Below are 23,850 nucleotides of genomic sequence, written 5' to 3'. Positions count from 1 at the left end.
ACAGAAGCCTGCTGTGCCATCTGTTCCGCATCCGGACTGGCGGCGTTAAGCCAGCCAGCGCCGCCAGCTTTCGCGAACGCTCTCACGTTCCGCCATAAACGCCTCAGGCGCCACATGCCCCGGCAATTCCTGCAGGGCAAGATGGTGCAGCGCATCACGCAGCGTGACGTAAGCCTGAGTTAGCGCCTGCGCTTCCGGCTGCGGCATAATTTTATGCTTTGCCATCAGCTCAAAGATGCGCACGTTATCAGACCAGCGCGTCAGAGCGGGCTGCTCAGCGGCGTAGCGTAAGACAAGATATTGCGCGATGAATTCAATATCGGTGATGCCGCCTTCGTCGGTCTTAATCTCCCAGCGCCCTTTATGTTTGTTGCTGAGATGGGCGCGCATCTTTTCGCGCATTTCGCGCACGTCCGTTTGCAGTTGCGCCGCTTCACGCGGCAGGCAAAGCACGCCGCGACGGATAGCATCAAAACGCTGACACAACGTCGGCTCGCCGAACACAATGCGCGCGCGCACCAGCGCCTGATGTTCCCAGGTCCAGGCCTCATTGCGCTGATAGTCGTCGAACGCGTCAAAGGTACTCACCAGCATGCCCGCCGCGCCCGAGGGGCGCAGTCGCGCATCTACTTCATAGAGAATTCCTGACGAGGTGCGCGTACTGAACAGATGCATCACGCGTTGCGCCAGTCGCAGGTAAAATTGACGACCGTCAATGCTGCGATCGCCCTGTGTCACCGCATCGGCAGGGCAATCGTGCAGAAACACCAGGTCGAGATCGGAGCTGTAGCCCAGCTCCCAGCCGCCCAGCTTGCCATAGCCCACCACGGCAAAGCCGCGCTCATGCTCGTTCTGCAGATGGGAGGGCCGCCCGTAGCGCTGCACCATCATGTGCCAGGCCTGCTGCACCACCGATTCGATAATCGCCTCCGCCAGCCAGGTTAAGTGATCGCTCACTTTCATCACCGGCAGGGTTTTGGCGATATCGGCAGCGGCGATACGCAGATGCTGCGCCTGTTTGAACTGGCGCAACGCCTCAAGCTGCTGCTCCTCATCATCGGCGGGAATACGCATCAGGTACTGCCGCAGCTCGTCCCGATAGGCATCAGTCGCGGTTGGCTGGTAAAGCGTGGCGGGATCCAGCAGTTCATCCAACAGCAGCGGATGCCGCGCCAGCTGGCTGGCCAGCATCGGCGAGGCGGCGCAGAGGCGAATCAGATGACGCAGCGCGCGGTGGGATTCGGTCAGCAGCTCCAGATAGGTGCTGCGCGTCAGCACTCCCACCAGCAGCGGCGTCAGGCGGTTCAGGGTTTCGGCTGCATCCGGCAGCAGACAAATCTCGCTCAGCAGACGCGGCATCAGCTGATCCAACGCCTGGCGACCGCGCGGGCCGATAGTGCGTTTATTAACCTCGAGGCGAAAAGCGTTCAGCGTGCTCAGCAGCCGCTGACGCTGCGCGTCCGTCACCAGCTCAGCCTCATCCAGTGGGTCCTGCCACAGCGCGGTATACTCTGCCAGCGTGCGGTTATCGTCAGGTTCCGGCGTATCTTCGCCAATCAGCTCATCGAAGATATCGCGTACCGCCGCCATATGGTTTTCCAGCTGCGCCTTCAGCGCCTCCCAATCGGCGAAGCCCATTGCCCAGGCCAGGCGCGCGCGATTCAGCGCATCGGCCGGCAGCGTTTGCGTCTGCTCATCGCCGATACTCTGGAGTAAATTTTCAAGGCGGCGCAGGAACAGGTAGCTGGTGCGCAGCTGCTCAATCTGCATTAAGGGCAGCAGCTCAAGCTCACCAATCGCAGAAAGCGTGGGCAACAGGGAGCGCAGCTGAAGCGAGCGCTCACGCCCGCCACGAATCAGCTGAAAGACCTGGACGATAAACTCCGCCTCGCGAATCCCGCCCGCGCCCAACTTGATGTTATCCGTCAGGCCGCGACGTCGCACCTCGCGCGCGATCATGCTTTTCATGTTACGCAGCGACTGAATCACACTGAAATCGATGTAGCGACGGTAGATGAAAGGTCGCAGCATCTGACGCAGCTCCTGGCTCCAGCGGTCGTCATCGCCGCCCATCAGGCGCGCTTTCACCATGGCGTAACGCTCCCAGTCGCGTCCCTGCTCCTGGTAGTAATCCTCCAGCGCCGCAAAGCTCAGCACCAGAGGCCCGCTATCGCCAAAAGGCCGCAGGCGCATGTCGACGCGATAGACGAAGCCGTCCATGGTGGGTTGATCCAGCACTTTTATCAGCCGCTGGCCCATGCGGGTAAAAAACTGCGCGTTATCCAGCTCGCGTCGCCCGCCGTGCGTGACGCCATTTTCCGGCCAGGCAAAAATCAGATCGATATCAGAGGAGAAGTTCAGCTCGCCGCCGCCAAGCTTGCCCATGCCCAGAATCAGCATCGGCTGCGCTTCGCCTTCGGCGTTGCAGGGGGTGCCGAAATCCCGGCAGCAATCCTGATAAACCCAGTCGCGCGCGGCGACAATCAGCGTCTCCGCCAGCACGCTCAGCTGTTGCAGGCTCTGCCCGGTACTGGCGTGATGCAAAGCCTGCATCCAGCCGATGCGGACCAGCATCCGGCGGCGAAACAGACGCAGCGTGCGCATCAGCGTCGCCTCATCGCTTACCGCCTCCAGCGCCTCGCGCAGCCAGGCCGGATAGTGCCGCCACTCCTCCGGCTGCGGAGGCTGCTGCTGCATCTCTTGCCACCAGGCGGGATATTGCTGCAGGTTCTCGACGATGAAATCGCTGAAGGCCAGCGCGCCAGCCTGTTCCGCGCTCAGCGCGTCCGGGGCAAGCTGCAATTTTTCAGCCGCCTTCTCCTGCTGCGTTTTCAGTATCAGTGATAGCTCAGACACTTTTTCTCTCCCTGATGGCAGGTTTCACTTAGCAATTGGATGGCTTAGCGTGCGGCCGTCCCGTTCAGCCAGAATGCCGGCTGCTTCAACGCCTGGCTGGCGTGCGCATTCAGCCAGCTCGCCTGCTGCTGATGAATGGCCTGCAGCAGCTGTTGCCAGGGCGCCAGCCAGCCTTCCACGGCGCTGACCTGATAGGCGCCGCTCAACAGATGCACAGCCAGCAGCTGGCGGCTTAGCCGTGCGGCTTTGTCATGGTATTCATTCGGCTGGCGGATATCGCTGAAGGTCTCTTTGAGATCGGCCGCGATACGTCCCAGCATAATGTCGCAGAAGCGTTTAAACGATCCCTGCATTTTGCTTTTGCTTTTCTCATCCAGCCAGCGCTGCCATTGCGCCTCAACCAGCCAGTGGGTCAGCGTAAGCTGAGCATCAACCCACAGGGTGGAAAAGCAGAGGGAGTGCGCGTCCGGCGAGGCGTCCGTCAGCGCTTCTTCCAGCGCCGTCAGCTTTTGCCGCAGTTCGCTGCTGGCTTTACGCGGCACCAGCGCGCCAAACAGCGCGAAAGCCTGACGCAGCGTTTCCAGCGCCTCGCGTACCGACGTCAGCGCCTGCGGGTTGCCGCGCAGCCACACCTCTTCGTGATACTGCCAGTGGCTGAGCGCCAGCGACATCGCTGCCAGCATGCCCTCTTCCACCGTGGCTTTGGGCGCGATGTTCAGAATCGGCAGCGAACGCAGCGGACGGGCGGGATTGCCCTGCGCCAACTGATAGCCGCGCGCCGCTTTGCTCAGACTGCCGAGGCGCAGGCCGCCCATGGCGATCAGCTGATGGGCAAACATCATCAAATCGCTGCGCTGGCCCGATTTTAACTCCAGCTCCACTTCGTACAGCGGCTCTTTCAGCTCGCCAGCCGCCACTTCGCCCTGATCGAACGCCACCTCGATTTCGCTCTGCTGGTAGCGCACCAGCCACTTTTCACGCACAAAATGCGTGCTGAACAGCGGCTGCAAACGTGACTGAAGCGCGGCAAGAGCGGTGCCCTGCGGCCAGATTTCTGCCGGCAGGCGGGTGATATCAAGCACCGGCTCGGTTAAATCAACATTGTATTCCGGGCGCTGATGCAGTCCGCCCAGGGTTTTTCCTGCGGCTTTCAGCGTCATCTCAAAGCGCTTATCCACGCCGCGGATGCGCAGGCCCATATCCCAGCGTCGCAGCTGGTTATCTTCGGTTTCGTAATAGATGTTGGTCAGTTCCTGCGCCGACTCGTGATCGTGCGGCCAGGCGGTGAGCGCTGCGGCCAGTTTCCCGGCGGCATGTGGTGTGACAATGAACTTTAATTCGATTTCGATGGTCATAATTTTTTATTCAATACGCTACTGGCACCAGAGAGGTTATTCAGGCGAAGAGTAATGCACAGAAGCGTTACTGTCTCGGCTTTCTTACGCTTTCGCGCCCCTTTTAACGGGTTCGAGTCCAGGATAGTTCTCATTCATATCCCTGCGAAGCCTCTCCAGACTGTGCCGGTAATTTTACTGACCTTATGCAAAAACGATATCGAATGAAAAAAATCACTTTAGTTGGACTTACTTTGCTGGCTTTCAGCGTAATCACTCCTGTTCACGCCGAAGAGAAACGTTATATTTCTGACGAATTATCCACCTGGGTTCGCAGCGGACCGGGCGATCAATATCGCCTGGTCGGCAAACTGAACGCGGGGGAAGAGGTGGCGCTGCTGCAAACGAACAATGATACGCAGTATGGCCAGATTCGTGACGCTGAAGGACATACAAACTGGATTCCGCTTTCGCAGCTCAGCGCCGATCCCAGCCTGCGCACCCGGGTGCCGCAACTGGAACAGCAGGTAAAAGATCTTACCGCCAAGCTGGCTAACATTGACGGCAGCTGGAACCAGCGCACCGCCGAAATGCAGAACAAAGTGGCCAGCAGCGACAGCGTGATCAACGGGCTGAAAGATGAAAACCAGAAGCTGAAAAACGAACTTATCGTGGCGCAAAAGAAGGTCAATGCGGCGAACGTACAGCTTGATGATAAGCAGCGCACCATCATCATGCAGTGGTTTATGTATGGCGGTGGGGTGTTGGGCGTCGGCTTGCTGCTCGGCCTGTTGCTGCCACATATGATCCCGCGTCGTAAAAAGAAAGATCGCTGGATGAACTGAGTGGGTTTTCTGCTTTTTGCCAGGGGATCTCAGGATGCCCCTTTTCTCATGCCCGCAATTTACACGAATGTGTGTAACAATAAAGCAACGTGCGTGTTCTTTAACGGGTGCCGGACGCCCCCGGACACGCGAGATTATTTTACCTCTGGAGTGGTTGAGTGAAGACGTTTCTTGTCGGCGGCGCAGTGCGCGATGCGCTGCTTAATCTACCGGTTAAAGATAAAGACTGGGTAGTCGTTGGCGCAACGCCAGAGATGATGCTGGCGCAAGGTTATCAACAGGTTGGTCGCGATTTCCCGGTGTTTTTGCATCCCAAAAGCCGTGAAGAGTATGCGCTGGCGCGTACCGAGCGTAAATCGGGCAGCGGCTATACCGGTTTCGTCACCTGGTCCTCGCCGGACGTGACGCTGGAGCAGGATTTGCAGCGCCGCGATCTCACCATCAACGCGATTGCGCGCAGCACGGATGGAAAGCTGATCGATCCTTATCATGGACAGCGCGATATCGAAGCGCGCCTGCTGCGCCACGTCTCCCCCGCCTTTGAGGAAGATCCGCTGCGCGTGCTGCGCGTGGCGCGTTTTGCCGCCCGCTTCGCTCACCTGAACTTTCGCGTGGCGGATGAAACCCAGGCGCTGATGCGTGATATGGCGCAGAGCGGCGAGCTGGCGCACCTTACGCCGGAGCGGGTATGGAAAGAGACGGAAAAGGCGCTGGAATCGCCGAATCCTCAGGTCTATTTTCAGGTGCTGCGTGACTGCGGCGCGTTGCGGATTTTGTTTCCCGAGCTGGACGCGCTGTTTGGCGTGCCGGCTCCTGCCAAATGGCACCCGGAAATTGATACCGGCGTGCATACGCTGATGACCCTTGCGATGGCGGCGGCGCTCTCCGATCGCGTGGATGTGCGTTTCGCCACCCTGTTTCATGACGTTGGCAAGGCGCTGACGCCGCCGGAGAAGTGGCCCAGCCATCATGGTCACGGTCCGGCAGGTCTGCCGATCGTTGAGCAGCTGTGCCAGCGGCTGCGCGTGCCCAATGCCCTGCGCGATTTAGCCCTGCTGGTGACGGAATTTCACGACGTGGTGCACACCATCGAGCGACAGTCGGCGGAATCGCTGGTCGCACTGTTTGATCGCATTGATGCCTGGCGCAAACCGCAGCGCGTTGAGCAGATCGCCCTGACCAGCGAAGCGGATGCGCGTGGTCGCGCCGGGCTGGAGAATATGCCCTATCCGCAAGGTGATTATCTGCGTCAGGCCTTTGCGCTGGCGCAGGCAGTGCCGACCAAAGCGGTGGTGGATGCCGGATTTAAAGGTGCAGACGTGCGGGAAGAGTTAACACGGCGACGTATCGCTGCCGTCGCGGAAGGCTTAATCACTTTGCGGCCAGCTTAGCTGGCCGCACGTTTTCTTACATAAAAATGGCGTAGACCACGGCCGCTACGATAAAACGATAGATGGCGAACGAAACGAACGAGATACGTTTAATCAGCTCCAGGAAGGCTTTGATAGCGATAAGCGCCACGACGAAAGCAGTGATGAAACCTACAGCGAACATCGGCAAATCGTTCATTGTCAGGAAGCTCATGCTTCTGTAGAGATCGAGCGCTGTCGCGCCGATCATCATCGGTACGGCCAGGATAAAGGAGAATTCCGAGGCTGCATAACGGCTGACGCCCATCAGCATACCGCCGGAAATGGTCGCGCCGGAGCGTGAAAAGCCGGGCCAGAGCGCCAGACACTGAAAGCAGCCAATCATAAACGCCTGACGGTAGCTGATGTCATCAATCCCCACCGCCTTCGGCTGTTTCGGCTTGAGATATTCTGCCGCCAGCAGCAGCACGCCCCCCACCACCAGCGCATACATCACGTTGATCGGATTAAACAGGGTTTTAATCTGATCGTGAAATACCAGACCAATCACCACCGCCGGAATCATGCCCAGCAGAATATGGATCAGCGTCAGATGACCGCGGCCCACGCCCTCGTGCTTAACTTCGCCGAAACGAATACCAATCAGCCCAAACAAACGACGCCAGAACATCACCACTACCGCGAGAATCGAACCCAACTGAATCACCACTTCAAAGGTCTCGGCGGTATTTCCCTCAAAGCCTAACAGGTGGCCCACAATGATCATGTGGCCCGTGGAGGAGACCGGCAGGAACTCGGTCAATCCCTCCACCAACCCCAGGATTGCGGCTACCCAAAGCTGATGAATATCTGCCATCAAATTTTCCTCTATCCATTTTTAACCATTAAAAAGGCGGTAGCGTGCCGCTCCCGCCTGAAATTATGCATATGCCAGAATTAGCGAAACCTTAACGTTTCCCGCCACTTTGGTTCGCGTAACCGAAACGGCAATCGTTATGACACACAATAATTTGGTTTGGTTTCATTGTGATGGCAATCACATCGGATTTATTTAGGAATAGTCCCGCGTTCCAGACGGACGCCAACCTGCGCCGCCTGGGCGACCGCGCCCGGTTTGCTGACCTTGATGCGCACGCCCGGCGTGTTGAATCGCGTCATCAGCAGGGAGGCGACCTCTTCCGCCACGCGCTCCACCAGGGCAAAGCGATGACCGGTAAGATGTTGCAGTATGGCGTCAGCCACATCGGCATAGCTCAGGCAGTGGTTCACGTCGTCGCTGGCCGCCGCCTGACGGTTGTCCCACGCCATTTCGACATCGAGCACCAGCTTTTGCTGAATGCCTTGTTCCCAGTCATAAACGCCAATGGTGGTAAACACCGTGAGTTGATCGATAAATACGATATCCATGATGACAGTCTCTGTTTTTGGCCATGCCGGATACCACTTCCGGCGGATTATGCGTATTATCCACTGTTGAAGAGAACAAAACGACCCTAAAGGAACGGTACGGTGTTATGAGTGCTATCGCGCTTGGTATGATTATTTTCGCGTATCTTTGCGGTTCGATTTCCAGCGCGATTTTGGTGTGCAAACTCGCCGGCCTGCCCGATCCACGCACTCACGGCTCAGGAAATCCTGGCGCGACTAACGTATTACGCCTCGGCGGCAAGGCCGCAGCGGCGGGCGTGCTGATCTTCGATGTTCTGAAAGGGATGGTTCCGGTCTGGCTGGCGTATCTGCTGCATGTATCGCCGCTTTATCTCGGCCTGACGGCAATTGCCGCCTGCCTCGGCCATATCTATCCGGTCTTTTTTCACTTTCGCGGCGGCAAAGGGGTCGCTACCGCCTTTGGCGCTATCGCGCCCATCGGCTGGGACTTAACCGGGTTGATGACCGGCACCTGGCTGCTGACCGTGCTGCTCAGCGGTTACTCCTCACTGGGGGCGATTGTCAGTGCGCTGATTGCGCCCTTCTACGTCTGGTGGTTTAAACCGCAGTTTACCTTTCCGGTTTCGATGCTCTCTTGTCTGATTCTGTTGCGTCATCATGACAATATTCAGCGCCTGTGGCGCGGGCAGGAAGGGAAAATCTGGAAGCGGAAGAAGAAAAAAGAGTGAACACAAAAAAGCCGACGATTGTCGGCTTTTTTATTATATGGCGGGCAGTTCGGCTAGCGGCCAGCGCGGCCGCACGCTGACGCTGAGATCGCCGCGCGTACCGCCCTTCAGGCGCACCATACCGGCATAGGCGATCATCGCGCCGTTATCGGTACAGAATTCCGGACGGGCGTAGAACACTTCGCCGCCGCGCGCCTGCATCATCTCCGCCATCCGCTCGCGCAGGGTGCGGTTAGCGCTGACGCCGCCGGCAATCACCAGACGCGTAAAGCGCGTCTGATCCAGCGCGCGTTTGCATTTTATCGCCAGCGTCTCCACCACCGCATCCTCAAAGGCGCGTGCGATATCGGCACGGGTTTGCGCGTCGTTATCGTGCTCGCGGATGGTGTTTGCCGCAAAGGTCTTCAGGCCGGAAAAGCTGAAGTCGAGGCCGGGACGATCGGTCATCGGACGCGGAAAAGTAAAGCGCCCCGCCGTGCCCTGCTGCGCCATTTTCGATAGCATCGGCCCGCCGGGATAGTCGAGTCCCAGCAGCTTGGCGGTCTTATCAAAAGCCTCACCGGCGGCATCGTCAATCGACTCGCCCAGCAGCTGATATTCGCCAATGCCAGTCACGGCAATCAGCTGCGTGTGGCCGCCGGAAACCAGCAGCGCGACAAAAGGAAACTCAGGCGGATTGTTTTCCAACATCGGTGCCAGCAGATGCCCTTCCATATGATGCACCGGCACCGCCGGCACCTCCCAGGCAAAGGCCAGCGAGCGCCCGATAGTGGCCCCGACCAGCAGCGCGCCTACCAATCCCGGACCAGCGGTATAAGCGACGGCATCAATCTGTTCCGGCTGCAGACCCGCCTCTTTCAACGCGGCCTGAATCAGCGGGACGGTTTTGCGCACGTGATCGCGCGACGCCAGTTCCGGCACCACACCGCCGTAATCGGCATGCAGTTTGACCTGACTGTAGAGCTGATTGGCCAGCAGACCGGCCTCATCGTCATAGATTGCGATGCCGGTTTCATCACATGACGTTTCAATACCCAGAACTCGCATAGCAGTTACCTCTTCTTGCGGCGCGCAGTGTATCACAGCTGATGTTGCGGTTGAGGTCGCTTTGCGTGGAAAAAGTGTTTTTCTGCCGCGCAATGAGTGCGCTATACTCAGCGCCCTGAAAAAACCGGCAGCCGCACAGGCAGACGCTCCTGTTGGTTTCAAATTGTTCATGGTGCTTTACAAGCCAACCCGTGTTGGAGTAAAATGCTGCACCATTTTGAAATGAGCTGGCGCCGCAGCCAGCAGCAAAAACCGAATTTTATCGAGGTGAGAGTTACATGCCGGTAATTAAAGTACGTGAAAACGAGCCGTTCGACGTAGCACTGCGTCGCTTCAAGCGTTCCTGCGAAAAAGCAGGCGTTCTGGCTGAAGTTCGTCGTCGTGAGTTCTATGAAAAACCCACTACCGAACGTAAGCGCGCTAAAGCGTCAGCAGTTAAGCGTCATGCCAAGAAACTGGCTCGCGAAAACGCACGCCGCACTCGTCTGTACTAATCTGTTTCGGAGGTTCGCCTCCATCGCGTTTTAAACGCAGAGCGAGTTACGTAAAAGGCCGTGCTTTCCGAAGGGAAGCGCGGCTTGTTGCCGTTTATGAGCTGAAAAACCGGGGCTTATGGCTGGACGAATTCCACGTGTATTTATAAATGATTTACTTGCCCGCACGGATATCGTGGATCTTATCGACGTCCGCGTAAAGCTGAAAAAGCAGGGCAAGAACTTCCACGCGTGCTGTCCTTTTCATAACGAGAAAACCCCCTCTTTCACCGTAAACGGCGAAAAACAGTTTTATCACTGCTTCGGCTGCGGCGCTCATGGCAACGCCATCGACTTCCTGATGAATTACGATCGTCTGGAGTTTGTGGAGAGCATCGAAGAGCTGGCCACCATGCATGGCCTTGAAGTGCCTTACGAAGCAGGCGGTAGTGGTCCGAGTCCACTGGAACGGCATCAGCGTCAAACGCTCTATCAGCTGATGGAAAGCCTGAACGGCTTTTATCAGCAGGCTCTCAGGCAAAACGACGCACAGCGCGCGCGCGACTATATCAGCGGTCGCGGTCTGAGCCAGGACGTTATTGACCATTTCGCCATCGGCTATGCGCCGCCGGGCTGGGATAACGTACTCAAGCGTTTCGGCAGTAACCGTGACGACCGCGACTCCCTGATGGAAGCGGGCATGCTGGTTAAAAACGATAACGGCCGCACCTATGACCGTTTTCGCGATCGCATGATGTTCCCGATTCGCGACAAGCGTGGACGAGTGATTGGTTTTGGCGGACGCGTGCTGGGCAACGACACGCCCAAGTATCTTAACTCGCCGGAAACCACCATTTTTCACAAAGGCCGTCAGCTTTATGGCCTGTTTGAAGCGCATAAAAATCATCCGCAACCTGCCCGCCTGTTGGTGGTGGAAGGTTATATGGATGTGGTGGCGCTGGCGCAGTTTGGTATCGATTATGCCGTTGCGTCGCTGGGCACCTCAACCACGGCTGAGCATATCCAACTTCTGTTCCGTACCACAGATACCGTTATTTGCTGTTATGACGGCGATCGCGCCGGTCGTGAAGCGGCATGGCGCGCGCTGGAAACCGCATTGCCTTACATGAATGACGGGCGTCAGCTACGCTTTATGTTTCTGCCTGACGGCGAAGACCCGGATACACTGGTGCGTAAAGAAGGGAAAGCAGCATTCGAAGCGCGCATGGAGCAGGCGACGCCGCTCTCCACGTTTCTGTTTGACTCGCTGTTGCCGCAGGTCGATCTGAGCACCCGCGACGGGAAAGCGCGCCTGAGTACCCTGGCGCTGCCGTTGATTAGTCAGATTCCGGGTGAAACGCTGCGTATTTACATGCGTCAGGAGTTGGGCAACAAGCTGGGCATTCTTGACGACCGCCAGCTGGAAAAGCTGATGCCGAAACAGGCAGCAAGCGGCGCGGCACCCGTGGCGCCTCAGCTGAAGCGCACCACCATGCGCGTGCTGGTGGCCTTGCTGGTGCAGAATCCCCATCTGGCAGCGATGGTCCCTTCTTTGCAGGGGCTTGAGCAGTCAAAAATGGCAGGTTTACCGCTGTTTGTGGAGTTAGTAACACGTTGCGATGAGAACCCTGGCCTGACCACTGGTCAGCTACTAGAGTTATATCGCGGCACAAATTTTAGTCAGACACTTGAAACGCTGGCAACCTGGAACCACATGATAGTGGATGAAGAAGTTGAAGCGGTGTTTCAGGACTCACTGGCAAGTATTTACGATTCTGCGCTCGAACAACGGCTTGAAGCACTGATTGCGCGCGATCGTACTCAAGGCTTAAGCGCGGAAGAGCGCCGCGAGCTGCAGTCATTGCTGACCGCGCTGGCAAAGAAATAACAGTTTTAACTGGATCGAGGGTTGACGGATTAGCCAGCTCCGATAGTGCACGGTCCAGGGGGCATTAAGCGGCAAGTAAGCCAGCTCCGACAACGAATTAACGCAAGCGGCTTCGGTGCCGATAATAATGGGCAAAGCCCTGGCCGCGACGAAGGCAGCGGCGATAATATCAAACGCCTTCATTGTTATTGTTGGCTCGCTGCCGACCAACACCAATCAAATTAACAGAAGTGTGGATACCGTCTTATGGAGCAAAACCCGCAGTCACAGCTTAAGCTACTTGTCACCCGTGGTAAGGAGCAAGGCTATCTGACCTATGCTGAGGTCAATGACCATCTGCCGGAAGATATCGTCGACTCCGATCAGATCGAAGACATCATCCAGATGATTAACGACATGGGTATTCAGGTGGTGGAAGAAGCCCCGGATGCCGATGATCTGATGCTGAATGAAAACAGCGCCGATACTGACGAAGATGCCGCGGAAGCCGCCGCTCAGGTGTTATCCAGCGTTGAATCTGAAATTGGCCGCACCACCGATCCGGTGCGCATGTACATGCGCGAAATGGGTACCGTTGAACTGCTGACGCGTGAAGGCGAAATCGACATCGCAAAACGCATCGAAGACGGTATCAACCAGGTTCAGTGTTCCGTTGCGGAATATCCGGAAGCGATCACTTATCTGCTGGATCAGTACGATAAAGTTGAAGCGGGCGAATCTCGCCTCTCCGATCTGATTACCGGTTTTGTCGATCCCAACGCCGAAGAAGATCTGGCGCCGACCGCGACGCACGTCGGCTCTGAGCTGTCTGAAGAAGATCGCGACGACGAAGATGATGAAGACGAAGAGAGCGACGACGACAGCTCGGATGACGATAACTCTATCGATCCTGAACTGGCGCGCGAGAAGTTCGTTGAACTGCGCAACCAGTATGAAGTCACGCGTACCGTCATCAAGAGCAAAGGCCGCAGCCACGCCGATGCCGTCGCCGAAATTCAAAACCTTTCTGACGTTTTCAAACAGTTCCGCCTGGTGCCGAAACAGTTCGACTACCTGGTGAATAACATGCGTGAAATGATGGAGCGCGTCCGTACTCAGGAACGCATCATCATGAAGCTCTGTGTTGAACTGAGCAAAATGCCGAAGAAAAACTTCATCACCCTGTTTACCGGCAACGAGACCAGTGAAAGCTGGTTCAAAGCCGCGCTGGCGATGAACAAGCCGTGGTCTGAAAAGCTGCGCGATGTGGAAGAAGATGTGCAGCGCTGTCTGCAGAAGCTGACGCAGATTGAAGAAGAGACCGGCCTGACCATCGAGCAGGTGAAAGATATCAACCGTCGTATGTCGATCGGTGAAGCCAAGGCGCGTCGCGCCAAGAAAGAGATGGTGGAAGCGAACCTGCGTCTGGTGATCTCTATCGCCAAGAAATACACCAACCGTGGCCTGCAGTTCCTCGACCTGATTCAGGAAGGCAACATTGGCCTGATGAAAGCGGTTGATAAGTTTGAATACCGTCGTGGTTATAAGTTCTCTACTTACGCCACCTGGTGGATCCGCCAGGCGATTACCCGCTCTATCGCGGACCAGGCGCGTACCATCCGTATTCCGGTGCATATGATTGAGACCATCAACAAGCTCAACCGTATTTCGCGCCAGATGCTGCAGGAGATGGGCCGCGAGCCTACGCCGGAAGAGCTGGCTGAGCGTATGCTGATGCCGGAAGATAAAATCCGTAAGGTGCTGAAAATCGCTAAAGAGCCGATCTCCATGGAGACGCCGATTGGTGATGATGAAGATTCGCATCTGGGCGACTTTATCGAGGACACCACGCTGGAGCTGCCGCTCGACTCCGCCACCTCAGAAAGCCTGCGTTCTGCAACGCATGACGTGCTGGCTGGCCTGACCGCGCGTGAAGCGAAGGTGCTGCGTATGCGTTTCGGTATCGACATGAATACCGACCATACGCTGGAAGAGGTAGGCAAACAGTTTGACGTAACGCGTGAGCGTATCCGTCAGATCGAAGCGAAAGCGCTGCGTAAACTGCGTCATCCGAGCCGTTCGGAAGTGCTGCGCAGCTTCCTCGACGATTAAAATAAGCTACGATGAAAACCCCGGCCTGCCGGGGTTTTTTTTGCCTGTCAGAAGGGCGTCAGCCCCTTTTCCGTCATCATCTCCCGCGCCTTATCTGAATTCAGATAATGAATAAACTCCCCGGCTTTTTGCGGCTGGCTGCTGGATTGCGTCACCACGGCGCCATACAGCGTATCCTGCTGCACTGATTGCGGAATCAATCCCACAATGGTGATCCCTTTCACCGCCTTCAGCTCGCTGTTTTGTTGGAAGCCGATAGCCGCTTTGCCATCCGCCACCACTTTGCCGACCGGCGTCGCCGGTATCACCACGACCTTCTTCGCTGTTTTACCGCCTAACCCGAGCTTAGCGAGCATCTCAGATTTAATGTAGCGACCGCTGGCGCTGTCCGAGATAGCGATGGAGTCAGACTCGGTAAGCACCTGCTTAAATTTCTGTACGTTGCTGATGTCCGGCGGCGTCACACCCTTTTTTACCGCCATCGCGATAAATGAGTGGGCCAGCACCTTATGGCTTTGCGCGCGCACCAGCCTCTCGTTTTCCAGCGGCTTGATGGCGTAATCCACCATGACCAGCACATCCGCATTATCCTGACGCGCCAGACGTTCAGGGATAGCCTGCGGCGTTTTTCCCATAGAAGGCGCTGCCTCCAGCTCGATTTGCGTGCCGGTTTGCCGCAGATAATCGCTTTTCAGACTTTCAATCACCGGATACATACCGCCGGAACAGAAAACGCGCAGCGTCGTCTGCGTCGGGGCAGCCCACCCCTGACCGGTGGTTAACAGAACTGCCAATAGCATTGTTAATCGTTTCACGCCTTTCCCCATTTATTGCCATAAAGAAAAGGGTTTAGCCCGTAACGGGGCGGCGAACAATCGGGGAAGAAGAATTAATCAGGCTGGCTCACGTTTCAGCGCTGATTTTTCTGTAACACAACATAAAGCTGTCGATACGCCTCGACCATCTCCTCCAGCGAAGCACGGTTTAATCCACTGGGATTCGGCAGCACCCAGATTTGCGTAGCGCCAGCGCTAACAGGCTGCTCTCCCCACTCCACTTTGTTCTGGCTGAAGGCGCGCTTATAGGCTTCCTTCCCCAACACGGCCAGCGCGCGTGGCTGATAGCGCTCAATCTTATCCTGTAGCCGCGCGCCACCCTCTCGCAGCTCCTGCGCTGCCAGCTCACTGGCCTGCACCGTCGGTCGCTCGACCAGCATGGTAATGCCGCAGCCGGTTTCCAGCAGCTGCTGCTCCTGTTCCGGCCTGAGCTGCTTATCAGTAAAACCAGCCAGATGGATCACCTTCCAGAACCGGTTGCCGGGATGAGCAAAATGAAAGCCGGTATGTGCGGACGATCGGCCGGGATTGATGCCGCAAAACAGAACGTTGAGATTGGGCGCCAGGATATCGGTAATACCGTGTTCACTCATGCTGCTTGTTTCTCCAGACCTGCTTTAAATTTGATGCTACGCCACTTGCGGCAAGGAGCGCACCGGCGCACTGTTTATCAACGCCTACAGCGGACGGCCGTGAGCCTTCTTAACGCTGCTACGCTGATGTCTGCTGTACCGACTTCATGCATGACGCATGCTGCTTCAGCAAGGAAACCTTTACAGCAGGGATAGCGATCATAGCAATTATTACGACCATCCTGTTCCAGCTTCGGAGATTTTCGATCGTTCCGGTATGAGGATTAATGACATTTCCGCTGAGATGATGATGAAGGCCTGCAGGCGGTGGTGAATGCGGCGCTGGCCAGGCTGGAGAGCGGCGAGCTGGTGGCTGTCCCGGCGCAAAAGTTTGTTATTTACGCCGTTTCTGATGAAATTATCGAAATTTCCGATATTTATCAATAAGTCAGCATTTGCTGCTAATTTAGCCAACCAACTTTAGAGCGCTGGATCGCCCCGGCCAGATACTTTATAATCCCCGCTCCGCTGGCCCCTTAGCTCAGTGGTTAGAGCAGGCGACTCATAATCGCTTGGTCGCTGGTTCAAACCCAGCAGGGGCCACCAAATTTAGTTAGTGATTTAAATCATGCAATTAAGCCATCTTTCGGAGGTGGCTTTTTTGTTTCTGATAGTTAACTGTCCCCTTTTTGTCCCCTCAGGCTTAGCTACGTACCAGCTGAACAGATGAAGCTTGAAATGCCGAACGCTCTCATCTGAAGGGCGTATACCTTTGTTGAGGAGTGTCAAAGTCCTCTTTACCAGGTTAAACCTGCATTTCCTTCCAGATGCTTTAATATATTGTTATGCAAAAATACCTAGCCATGAAGTATATGACATTATAATCAATTACTTACAAATGAAATTCTCTCTAATGGCGGCAAAATGTCGACAGCGATTTTGCTAGCCTTACCTCCCTATAAAAAATTAGTGCCATGTATGTTTGAACAACATACAATCGGATTTTAAATTAGTTTATCATAGTGGTGATTGACAATTAGGCTCAACCCACTACAAAAGCGCGCTTAACGAGTCAGTACCATACAAATCAATAAGCCAGCCTAAAACACACTCATTCACTTTCTAAGTTAGAATTACATCATTATATGGAACAAAAAAAATGAATATACCTCAAAGAGATCAGTTAATTCAGCTTATTGAAGAATTCGACGTTAGTGAATTAAAAGTATCTCTTGCTGAATATTGCAAAGATGACGAAGACATTAACGAAACGTTAATAAATGGAATACCAGTAGCTTATTATCTTTCACTGACTACTAAAGTTATCAAGCAATTACACTAAGAATTGGAAGATTCGGGTTACATTACATTACCTACAGCTTATGCATATGGAAGCGAGATTGGCAACGGTAATCTGGTTAGTGATTTATCAAGCTTAATTTCTCATATAAATTCAGAAAACTTTAATGCAACCACACAATTTCTTTTACGACTAGCGCATTACCAACGAGTTAACGGCTTTTGGGAGCTGAATATAAGAAGAACTATAAAAAAGAGCGAAAAAAAAATTGCAGAGGAAACCGATTCCTTAGAACTGCAGAAAATGGTTATTCGAGAAAGAGTCGAAGAACTTAAAGTTATAAAATCAGAAGCGGAAGAATATAAAAATAATGTTTTGACTTTTCTCAATGAAAATTCATCTCAAGTTAAAACACTTGAAGCAGCACTGCAGAATTTGATAAATCAAAGTGACAACATCAATAATATGTATACCAATGCATCTAACGTTGTTGAGAAGATAAACTCACAATTATCATTAGGAGAAAGTAAAAGAAAAGACATAGAGTCCCTTCACGATGAATCAAAAGACGAACTATCCGAAATAAAATCGAAAATTTCAGAAATTAAAAACGAAAACAATGATAACATTAATATATTTAATGCTCTCAAAAGGTCTTTTGAAGAAAAGCTAAGCTTCGTAGAAGATAAACATTCTCTATTTGTAGAGAGGAATAAATATTTAGATGATCTTATAGGTAGAGAGGTGGGTGCTTCGCTGTTCGAAACATTTAAACAGCGTAAAAATGAACTTTCCCCATCAGTGAAATTTTGGAAAATTGCAGTACCTCTATTAGCCTTCTTTTGTATTGTTTGGGTATTTCTTCTCTTTCACTGGAGTGAACCACAGCAAATTGACTACAAAATACTCTTAATAAATTCACTAAAAGCTCTCCCAGCAATTGGATTGTTATTATTTGGCATTGCACAATATGGGAAGGAAAGAAATTTTCAAGAAGAGTATGCTTTTAAGTCTGCTGTAGCGCTCACTCTCAATTCATATGCTGAACAGCTTTTATCAGATGAAAATAAAGACGCTCTTATATTAGCTTCTGTATCATCCATATATAAATCGCCTATCCACCAATCAAAAATTAAGATTGAAGATGGTAAAAGTGCTGTTGAATCTTTGTCTGATCTCATTTCGAAAATTAAAGAAATCAAACCTAAAACCAAAGAGTGAAGCATTTAAAAGGGGAGTAAAAAGCTACTCCTCTTTTATTACGAAAGCATTTCATTAATTTCAGTACACCCTCACCAACCCATTTAATTAAGCCATTGAAATACCATAATATTTTATAGATCGAGCAAAAAAGCAATTTGACCATTCTATTCTTAAGTTGCAGCAAAAAAACAAAAAAAATAAAAGGTTTATAAAAATACTTGAACTTCCATTGATCCTTAAAACATGAAAAGACTGAAATTCTTTTCGCTCTTTTCAGTTGGCGGACTCTAGCAGAAACCCAGCACCGGCGCGGTCTGACCATACCCTTTGTAAAAAATTAAAACTGAAAAATTTCTATGATGCAAAACCTGCAGGCGGGTGCGGTGTAGCGCCGATTTTGTCTGCGCGGCGATTATTTTGCCGGGGCTGACGCGCAGCCAGTGCCACGCTCTGCGGATGATCTTTCAGGGTTAATGTGCGTGATGGCTGCGCCTTTACGTGGCGCAGCGTACGTCTGATGCGTTCTGATAACGGGTAATAAAAAACCCGCTGTGATAGCGGGTTGGTGTGCTGGCTTACTTGCCGATGACGGGTGAATATTTCTTACTGAGCGCGGCAGCGTGCTGGCTACTCTGTGCGATGGCACTGCTGTTCGTGGGCTGGCCGGTTGACGGGTGCGTATGGCTGGCCAGCTGGTCAGCCAGTTGCTGCACAAGCGCCACGGTATCGAGCATCAGATGGGCCACGTTAATCTTCTCTGAACCAATCCACACTACCGGCGCGATAATTTCCTGACGCGTCCCGGCAATGCTCTGGCGCAGCTGGCCGATTTTCTCAGTCAGCTCCTGGCCGACTTTTATCGCCGCATTGCCGGTAATGTCCGTTTCGGCATTACCGCCCACTGTAACCAGCTGATTCTGCTGTGCGGTCACGCTGTAACTGCCGGTAGTGACGTGCTGAATTGCACCGGCCATCAGTGACGCCGTTCCGATCACAGTGGTCCTGTCCCTGGCTTTGACTTTCGTTTCCCTGCTGACTAGCTCACGCGTTTCCGTATCGGCTTTAACTTCCCGGCTCATGGACGTTTCACGGATGGCCTGATCGGTCTGGCGTTCCCAGTCTCCCGCCTGCGTTACGCGCTGTGATACTTCCGCGCGCTGCTGCTGTTCGCCCGGCTTCACGTCCGGCAGGCTGGTCCCTTCCGGCATGGTCTGGCGCACAAACGGCTTGCCCGGGCGTCCGCCGGTGAACCCGACCTCAACCAGCGTACACTCTGGCGGGAACTGAAACATGCCGGAATCATTACCGGCCATCGGAACAGGTGCTCGCATTGAGTACTTTTAAAGACAAAGCATGGCGATAAACAAATTACCCAACGGAAAATGGCAGGCACAGGTTTTCCCAAACGATCGCGACGGCAAAAGGATTCGCCGACAGTTTGCGACGAAGGGTGAAGCACAATCCTATGAGAAGTTCGTAAAAGAGCAGGCTCAAGATAAGCCCTGGCTGGGAGAGAAAGCACATAAGCGGCGGGTAATTGAGCTGGTTAAATTATGGTTCAACACGCATGGCATTACGTTGGCGGATGGTGAGAAGCGGCGAACCACGATGGCGTTCGCCTGCGAAGCGATGGGAAACCCACTCGCAACCGAGTTTAACGCGAAAATTTTTGCGTCTTACCGCGAGCAACGGTTAAACGGGAAGATCACCCGCTCCAGTCGAGTGAAAAAGGTTACGCCGCGCACGGTTAATTTAGAGCTGGCGTATTTCAGGGCGATGTTTAACGAACTGCGCCGGTTGGATGAGTGGACCGCCCCAAATCCGTTAGAGAACGTGCGCGAGTTTAAAATCAGTAAATCGGAGATGGCATATCTCACCATTGAGGAAATCAGAACTCTCCTCGCCGAATGTGAGAACAGCCGATCTAAAGATTTAACTACCATTGTGAAAATCTGCCTGGCAACTGACGCACGATGGAGTGAGGCCGAAGGCTTGAAGGGAAACCAAATCCGCGCTGGTCAGATCATTTATGTGAAAACTAAAGGCAAGAAAAACCGCGCGGTGCCGATAACTGAAAAATTACAGGCTGAACTGCCATCCAGCAGGAAAGCACAGGTGCTCTTTAAACCATGCTATTCAGCCTTTAGAAAGGCCATGCAGCGTGCCGCGGTATCGAAACAACTGCTGGGCAGCTTACGCATGTTTTGCGTCACACTTTCGCGTCTCATTTCATGATGAACGGGGGTAATATTCTTGTGCTTCAGCGGATTTTGGGGCACACGGATATAAAGGTGACGATGCGGTATGCACACTTCTCACCAGATTACTTAAACGAAGCTATCTTCTTTAATCATTTGGAAAAATCCAGATTATAATGGAATGACTTATGCTAGATAAAACTACATTAATGCTCCGTTTGGCGTCACCTACGAAAGAATCAACAATTGAGTATAAAAATGAATACAAAGAGCTTTGCGGGATCGCTGGAGAAATAATAACCCGTAATTTTTTGGATCTATGGAATACGCAGTATTTTCATATTGAACAAAGTTGGGGCACTAAGCCCGTATGGTTGTCTAATGGCAAGAGGCCTGATTTCATAGCATTTACTTCAGACCCATCTGAATTAATTCTGATCGATGCAAAATTCCACACGCCATATAAAAATAAATTTAGACAGAGCAAATCCGACCTAAATCAGTACAAGCAACTTGTAGATAATTTAGCGAGCAATGGAAGAACGGTAAATCTTATTTTTATAATGCCGATTGGGGGTGTAGCTATTAATTCATTTTATTGTTATACACTTGAGGATTTCTTGTCCGGTACAGATAGCGAAGATGGTGAGAGTAAACTGGTTGAGCTTTCTCAACCACTTAATGCACTCGAAATCCATTATTAATGGTTCATTATATGTTCCGTCGAGTCTTGAGGCAAAGGCAGCAGCAGAGCGCAACGCTATGTGCCACTTTTCATCACTATTCGGCCTGAAGAAAACATATAAATCAGTAAGTTAATGATTTCTCTGGCTTCAAATTGGGACTCATAATCGCTTGGTCGTTGATTCAATTCCAGCAGTGTCCACAACATTTGTTTAATAAACTCACAAAGTTAATCCAATTTTCGAAGCGGGATTTTTATTGCCTTATTGCCTGCTTTCTAAGAAGCGGTGAAATGGCGGTGTATCTTTACCGCCTCTTCCTCCAGCCTGGCTACCTGCAAGGTGCAGGTGTAACTCGCCAAAGCAAAAAGCGGATTGTTGCTGCAGGTGCGGTTGCCTCAGAAGCGAAAACCGTCTTTGCGGATGAGGGTTGTCACGTACGCCTCGTTGAGCAAGCCTGTTGCAGATCCCAGAATACTGAGGCAGAAATGCTGGTCACGCCAATATCGGCAAGGCTTACCAATACAATCTGTAACTGCTCATGCTGGATATGTGGCAATCAGCGCTTTCATTGCGGAATGAACATACAAGAAGTAAAAGCCAGGCTTGTAGACTAAACAATTAAATCCACCTTGATGGTGGTTCATCTGTAAGCAAACACCATTTAATAACCACCTTGTAAGCCCTTCGCCCGCTAACTACAATCCCAACGAGTACAACAAGGAACATACAATGCAAAATCGAGCCACCAACGCTAAGATCACCAAAGCACAAATCTATCGCTCTGTAGCGAGTTCAACAGCTATCGAGACAGGCGAAGCTGTGCAAAAAATTGAGCAAAATCTCAAGCAGTATCAAGCTCAAGCAAAAGCGGTGGGTTTGGCTTGTTAACCTGCCAAGATATCGTTAACCAGCTGCATCACAGGCTTATAGTTACCTGAGACGGCCACCTTTTCAGCAGCCGACTGTTTAAAGATATATCAGCAAAAACCATCCTGACGCCTGAACCTATTCTTACCTTCTGCCCTTCGATACAGAGACTGACCAATTAAAATCGCCCACCTCACTCTCCTTCATCGCTGAAGGTTTCTTTTTACGCTGCGGTTTTTTCATTTTCCGTTCCGTCTCGGCTTTTTCCTTTTCCAGCTTTACCGCCATTACTGCTTGTCGGGCTTCGGCGTTTAGCTCTTTCTCTTTTTTACTGTCCGGTTCCTTTCCGGTTCGCTGACGATACTTATCCATCAACCCCTTGAGTGTTTCATCTACTGCAACTCTTTCATCAGCGCTGAACTGATCGATGGAAATCATCTTCTTGTCATTCATAAATTTTGCCCGATAGTGATTTTACTGAACAAGTATACAGCATAGCCGGGCGTTTGACGGCGATTAAATCCAAATCGGCAATTTAAGTCTTTATGATTAATAAAGTCAGAATATAATGGCTGTTAAAATAAAATCATGCTCTTGCTTAAATAGTGAAATAATAATTTTCCGGTCTGCAATATATAATATTGCGTGCGCTATCTATGAAATTCCCTTAAGCGATAATCCCTTCAACCTGCACGGTCGAACACTCCCCCTGCCATAAAAACAAAGCGCCGTTATACGGCGCTTTCTGAATCAGTTAAACAGCGAATAGAAAATAGCTGAAATTGCCACCAGCCCCATCGCCGCTACAAACAGATTACTGATCTGTCCACTGTAGCGACGCATAGCGGGCACCTTTTGGATAGCATACATTGGCATCAGGAACAGGATCATCGCAATCACCGGGCCGCCGAGGGTTTCAATCATACCGAGAATGCTCGGGTTAAGGGTCGCGACAAGCCAGGTAGTCAGCAGCATAAACAGCGCGGTAAGCCGGTTGAGCTTCTGCGGAGCGATGGTTTTACCCCTGCTGCGCAGCGATTTAATCACCAGCCCGTTAAAACCTTCCCGCGCGCCCAGATAGTGGCCGAGGAATGATTTGGTAATCGCCACCATAGCGATCACCGGGCCCAGCCAGGCGATAACCGGCACATTAAAGTGGTTAGCCAGGTAAGAGAGAATAGTGATGTTCTGATCCCTGGCCGCATTGAGATCGGCAGGCGACAGGCTCAGCACACAGCTAAAAACAAAAAACATCACCGTCAGCACCATCATGATGTGGGCGTAAGCCAGAATACGGGAACATTTTTTCTCAGCCTCAGCACCATACTCCTCGCGCTTCGCCACGGCGAAAGAGGAGATAATCGGTGAGTGGTTAAATGAAAATACCATCACCGGAATCGCCAGCCAGAGAGTCATCCATAAACCATTGTCGTTGACACTGTGATCCAGCGAAAGCGTCTCCAGCGCCGCGCCGTGCCAGTGAGGAATCAGGTAACAGGCCATCAGCATCAGTACCGCCACAAAGGGGAACACCAGCACGCTCATCGCCTTCACAATCATCTGCTCGCCAAAGCGCACTACCGTCATCATTCCGAGGATCAGAAGCAGCGACAGCACAGCGCGTGGCGGCGACGGCATCTCCAGCTGATGGGTGATAAAGCTCTCCACCGTATTGGTGATTGCCACGCTGTACATCAGCAGGATCGGGTAAATGGCGAAAAAGTAGAGCAGCGTAATGATCTTGCCAGCCCCGACGCCGAAATGCTCTTCCACCACTTCGGTGATATCCTCGCCCGGATTTTTACCGGACAACACAAAGCGGGTCAGCGCGCGATGGGCAAAGAAGGTCATGGGAAAAGCGAGTATCGCCATGATAATCAGCGGGATCATGCCGCCCACCCCGGCATTGATCGGCAGGAAAAGAACCCCGGCGCCGATGGCCGTGCCGTATAAACCCAGCATCCACATGGTATCTGTCTTGCGCCATCCCGTTTTTGCTGGCGCCTCAACGGCGGCACTCCGGCCGGTTTGAGTGGTTTCCATCAGAATCTCCAGAATAGTGTTGATGTACAGCAAAATTACAAAAAACAGCCCCTGATAGCAGAGATAAATCCCGCCTTATTAGCATTTCTCGTAATTTATGTCGGTCTTGATAAACAAGCGGTAC

General features: G+C 52.7%; 19 protein-coding genes, 1 tRNA gene and 3 pseudogenes. 12 read left to right on the top strand and 11 right to left on the bottom strand.

Going from position 1 to position 23,850, the window contains the following annotated elements; genetic code table 11:
- Window positions 1-45: 45 nt before the first annotated feature.
- Window positions 46-2,856, bottom strand: coding sequence for a bifunctional [glutamate--ammonia ligase]-adenylyl-L-tyrosine phosphorylase/[glutamate--ammonia-ligase] adenylyltransferase (gene glnE / locus ABU178_RS14490; protein WP_397216134.1), 2,811 nt, complete (start codon window positions 2,854-2,856; stop codon window positions 46-48).
- Between the two features lie 44 nt (window positions 2,857-2,900).
- Window positions 2,901-4,211, bottom strand: coding sequence for an inorganic triphosphatase (locus tag ABU178_RS14485; RefSeq protein WP_397216132.1), 1,311 nt, complete (start codon window positions 4,209-4,211; stop codon window positions 2,901-2,903).
- A gap of 203 nt (window positions 4,212-4,414) precedes the next feature.
- Between ABU178_RS14485 and ABU178_RS14480 the strand changes: the two genes are divergently transcribed.
- Both ABU178_RS14480 and ABU178_RS14475 read left to right on the top strand, forming a co-directional pair.
- Entirely contained in the window at window positions 4,415-5,035 is a 621-nt protein-coding gene (locus ABU178_RS14480; protein WP_397216130.1) for a TIGR04211 family SH3 domain-containing protein, read from the top strand.
- Window positions 5,036-5,193: 158 nt separating this feature from the next.
- A complete protein-coding gene (locus ABU178_RS14475) occupies window positions 5,194-6,426 on the top strand; it encodes a multifunctional CCA addition/repair protein (RefSeq protein WP_397216128.1) in 1,233 nt (410 codons plus the stop codon).
- A 16-nt stretch (window positions 6,427-6,442) separates the two neighbouring features.
- Here the strand turns inward: ABU178_RS14475 and bacA are convergent, their stop codons facing one another.
- A complete protein-coding gene (bacA, locus tag ABU178_RS14470; RefSeq protein WP_397216126.1) occupies window positions 6,443-7,261 on the bottom strand; it encodes an undecaprenyl-diphosphate phosphatase in 819 nt (272 codons plus the stop codon).
- A 191-nt stretch (window positions 7,262-7,452) separates the two neighbouring features.
- A complete protein-coding gene (gene folB, locus ABU178_RS14465; RefSeq protein WP_397216125.1) occupies window positions 7,453-7,812 on the bottom strand; it encodes a bifunctional dihydroneopterin aldolase/7,8-dihydroneopterin epimerase in 360 nt (119 codons plus the stop codon).
- A 107-nt stretch (window positions 7,813-7,919) separates the two neighbouring features.
- On the opposite strand from folB, the gene plsY reads away from it, so the two are divergent.
- Window positions 7,920-8,522, top strand: a complete 603-nt coding sequence (gene plsY, locus ABU178_RS14460) for a glycerol-3-phosphate 1-O-acyltransferase PlsY (RefSeq protein WP_397216123.1) — start codon at window positions 7,920-7,922, stop codon at window positions 8,520-8,522.
- Window positions 8,523-8,555: 33 nt separating this feature from the next.
- Here the strand turns inward: plsY and tsaD are convergent, their stop codons facing one another.
- Window positions 8,556-9,569 (bottom strand): tRNA (adenosine(37)-N6)-threonylcarbamoyltransferase complex transferase subunit TsaD, encoded by a 1,014-nt coding sequence (gene tsaD, locus ABU178_RS14455; RefSeq protein WP_397216121.1) that lies wholly within the window; start codon window positions 9,567-9,569, stop codon window positions 8,556-8,558.
- Between the two features lie 278 nt (window positions 9,570-9,847).
- Here tsaD and rpsU point away from each other — a divergent pair, with 278 nt between their 5' ends.
- The 3 genes from rpsU (at window position 9,848) to rpoD (ending at window position 14,021) form a co-directional block, all read left to right on the top strand.
- The gene (rpsU, locus tag ABU178_RS14450; RefSeq protein WP_001144069.1) at window positions 9,848-10,063 is read left to right on the top strand and encodes a 30S ribosomal protein S21; all 216 of its coding nucleotides are present in this window, start codon (window positions 9,848-9,850) and stop codon (window positions 10,061-10,063) included.
- A 118-nt stretch (window positions 10,064-10,181) separates the two neighbouring features.
- The gene (dnaG, locus tag ABU178_RS14445) at window positions 10,182-11,930 is read left to right on the top strand and encodes a DNA primase (protein ID WP_397216101.1); all 1,749 of its coding nucleotides are present in this window, start codon (window positions 10,182-10,184) and stop codon (window positions 11,928-11,930) included.
- Window positions 11,931-12,176: 246 nt separating this feature from the next.
- Window positions 12,177-14,021 (top strand): RNA polymerase sigma factor RpoD, encoded by a 1,845-nt coding sequence (gene rpoD, locus ABU178_RS14440; protein WP_397216100.1) that lies wholly within the window; start codon window positions 12,177-12,179, stop codon window positions 14,019-14,021.
- A 47-nt stretch (window positions 14,022-14,068) separates the two neighbouring features.
- Here rpoD and ABU178_RS14435 read toward each other — a convergent pair whose 3' ends face one another.
- Entirely contained in the window at window positions 14,069-14,821 is a 753-nt protein-coding gene (locus tag ABU178_RS14435) for a substrate-binding domain-containing protein (RefSeq protein ID WP_397216098.1), read from the bottom strand.
- A 110-nt stretch (window positions 14,822-14,931) separates the two neighbouring features.
- Window positions 14,932-15,450, bottom strand: a complete 519-nt coding sequence (mug, locus tag ABU178_RS14430; protein ID WP_397216096.1) for a G/U mismatch-specific DNA glycosylase — start codon at window positions 15,448-15,450, stop codon at window positions 14,932-14,934.
- A 509-nt stretch (window positions 15,451-15,959) separates the two neighbouring features.
- Between mug and ABU178_RS14425 the strand changes: the two genes are divergently transcribed.
- The 3 genes from ABU178_RS14425 to ABU178_RS14415 all read left to right on the top strand — a co-directional run bounded on the left by ABU178_RS14425 (window position 15,960) and on the right by ABU178_RS14415 (window position 17,950).
- A tRNA-Ile gene (locus ABU178_RS14425) sits at window positions 15,960-16,035 on the top strand.
- Window positions 16,036-16,588: 553 nt separating this feature from the next.
- Window positions 16,589-16,771, top strand: coding sequence for a hypothetical protein (locus ABU178_RS14420; RefSeq protein WP_397216095.1), 183 nt, complete (start codon window positions 16,589-16,591; stop codon window positions 16,769-16,771).
- Between the two features lie 3 nt (window positions 16,772-16,774).
- Window positions 16,775-17,950, top strand: a complete 1,176-nt coding sequence (locus ABU178_RS14415; RefSeq protein WP_397216093.1) for a hypothetical protein — start codon at window positions 16,775-16,777, stop codon at window positions 17,948-17,950.
- Window positions 17,951-18,507: 557 nt separating this feature from the next.
- Here the strand turns inward: ABU178_RS14415 and ABU178_RS14410 are convergent.
- Window positions 18,508-19,254 (bottom strand): annotated as a pseudogene (locus tag ABU178_RS14410) (hypothetical protein); the annotation flags it as partial.
- A 31-nt stretch (window positions 19,255-19,285) separates the two neighbouring features.
- Here ABU178_RS14410 and ABU178_RS14405 point away from each other — a divergent pair.
- Together ABU178_RS14405 and ABU178_RS14400 are read left to right on the top strand one after the other, a co-directional pair.
- A pseudogene (locus ABU178_RS14405) lies at window positions 19,286-20,307 on the top strand (phage integrase).
- Between the two features lie 11 nt (window positions 20,308-20,318).
- Window positions 20,319-20,834, top strand: coding sequence for a hypothetical protein (locus ABU178_RS14400; protein WP_397216092.1), 516 nt, complete (start codon window positions 20,319-20,321; stop codon window positions 20,832-20,834).
- Window positions 20,835-21,145: 311 nt separating this feature from the next.
- Here the strand turns inward: ABU178_RS14400 and ABU178_RS14395 are convergent.
- Window positions 21,146-21,315, bottom strand: a pseudogene (locus ABU178_RS14395) (phage tail protein); the annotation flags it as partial.
- Window positions 21,316-21,545: 230 nt separating this feature from the next.
- Between ABU178_RS14395 and ABU178_RS14390 the strand changes: the two are divergent.
- A complete protein-coding gene (locus ABU178_RS14390; protein WP_397216090.1) occupies window positions 21,546-21,704 on the top strand; it encodes a hypothetical protein in 159 nt (52 codons plus the stop codon).
- 123 nt (window positions 21,705-21,827) lie between these two features.
- Here ABU178_RS14390 and ABU178_RS14385 read toward each other — a convergent pair whose 3' ends face one another.
- Both ABU178_RS14385 and ABU178_RS14380 read right to left on the bottom strand, forming a co-directional pair.
- Complete coding sequence (locus ABU178_RS14385; protein ID WP_397216088.1) at window positions 21,828-22,136, bottom strand: hypothetical protein; 309 nt, start codon at window positions 22,134-22,136, stop codon at window positions 21,828-21,830.
- Window positions 22,137-22,433: 297 nt separating this feature from the next.
- A complete protein-coding gene (locus ABU178_RS14380) occupies window positions 22,434-23,726 on the bottom strand; it encodes an HAAAP family serine/threonine permease (protein WP_397216086.1) in 1,293 nt (430 codons plus the stop codon).
- Between the last annotated feature and the right edge of the window lie 124 nt (window positions 23,727-23,850).

This window comes from Pantoea osteomyelitidis (genome assembly GCF_044342975.1).
GTDB classification, from domain to species: Bacteria; Pseudomonadota; Gammaproteobacteria; order Enterobacterales; family Enterobacteriaceae; genus Pantoea; species Pantoea osteomyelitidis.
Note: the sequence above shows the minus strand (reverse complement) of the source record. Positions and strands in the feature narration are given on the sequence as shown.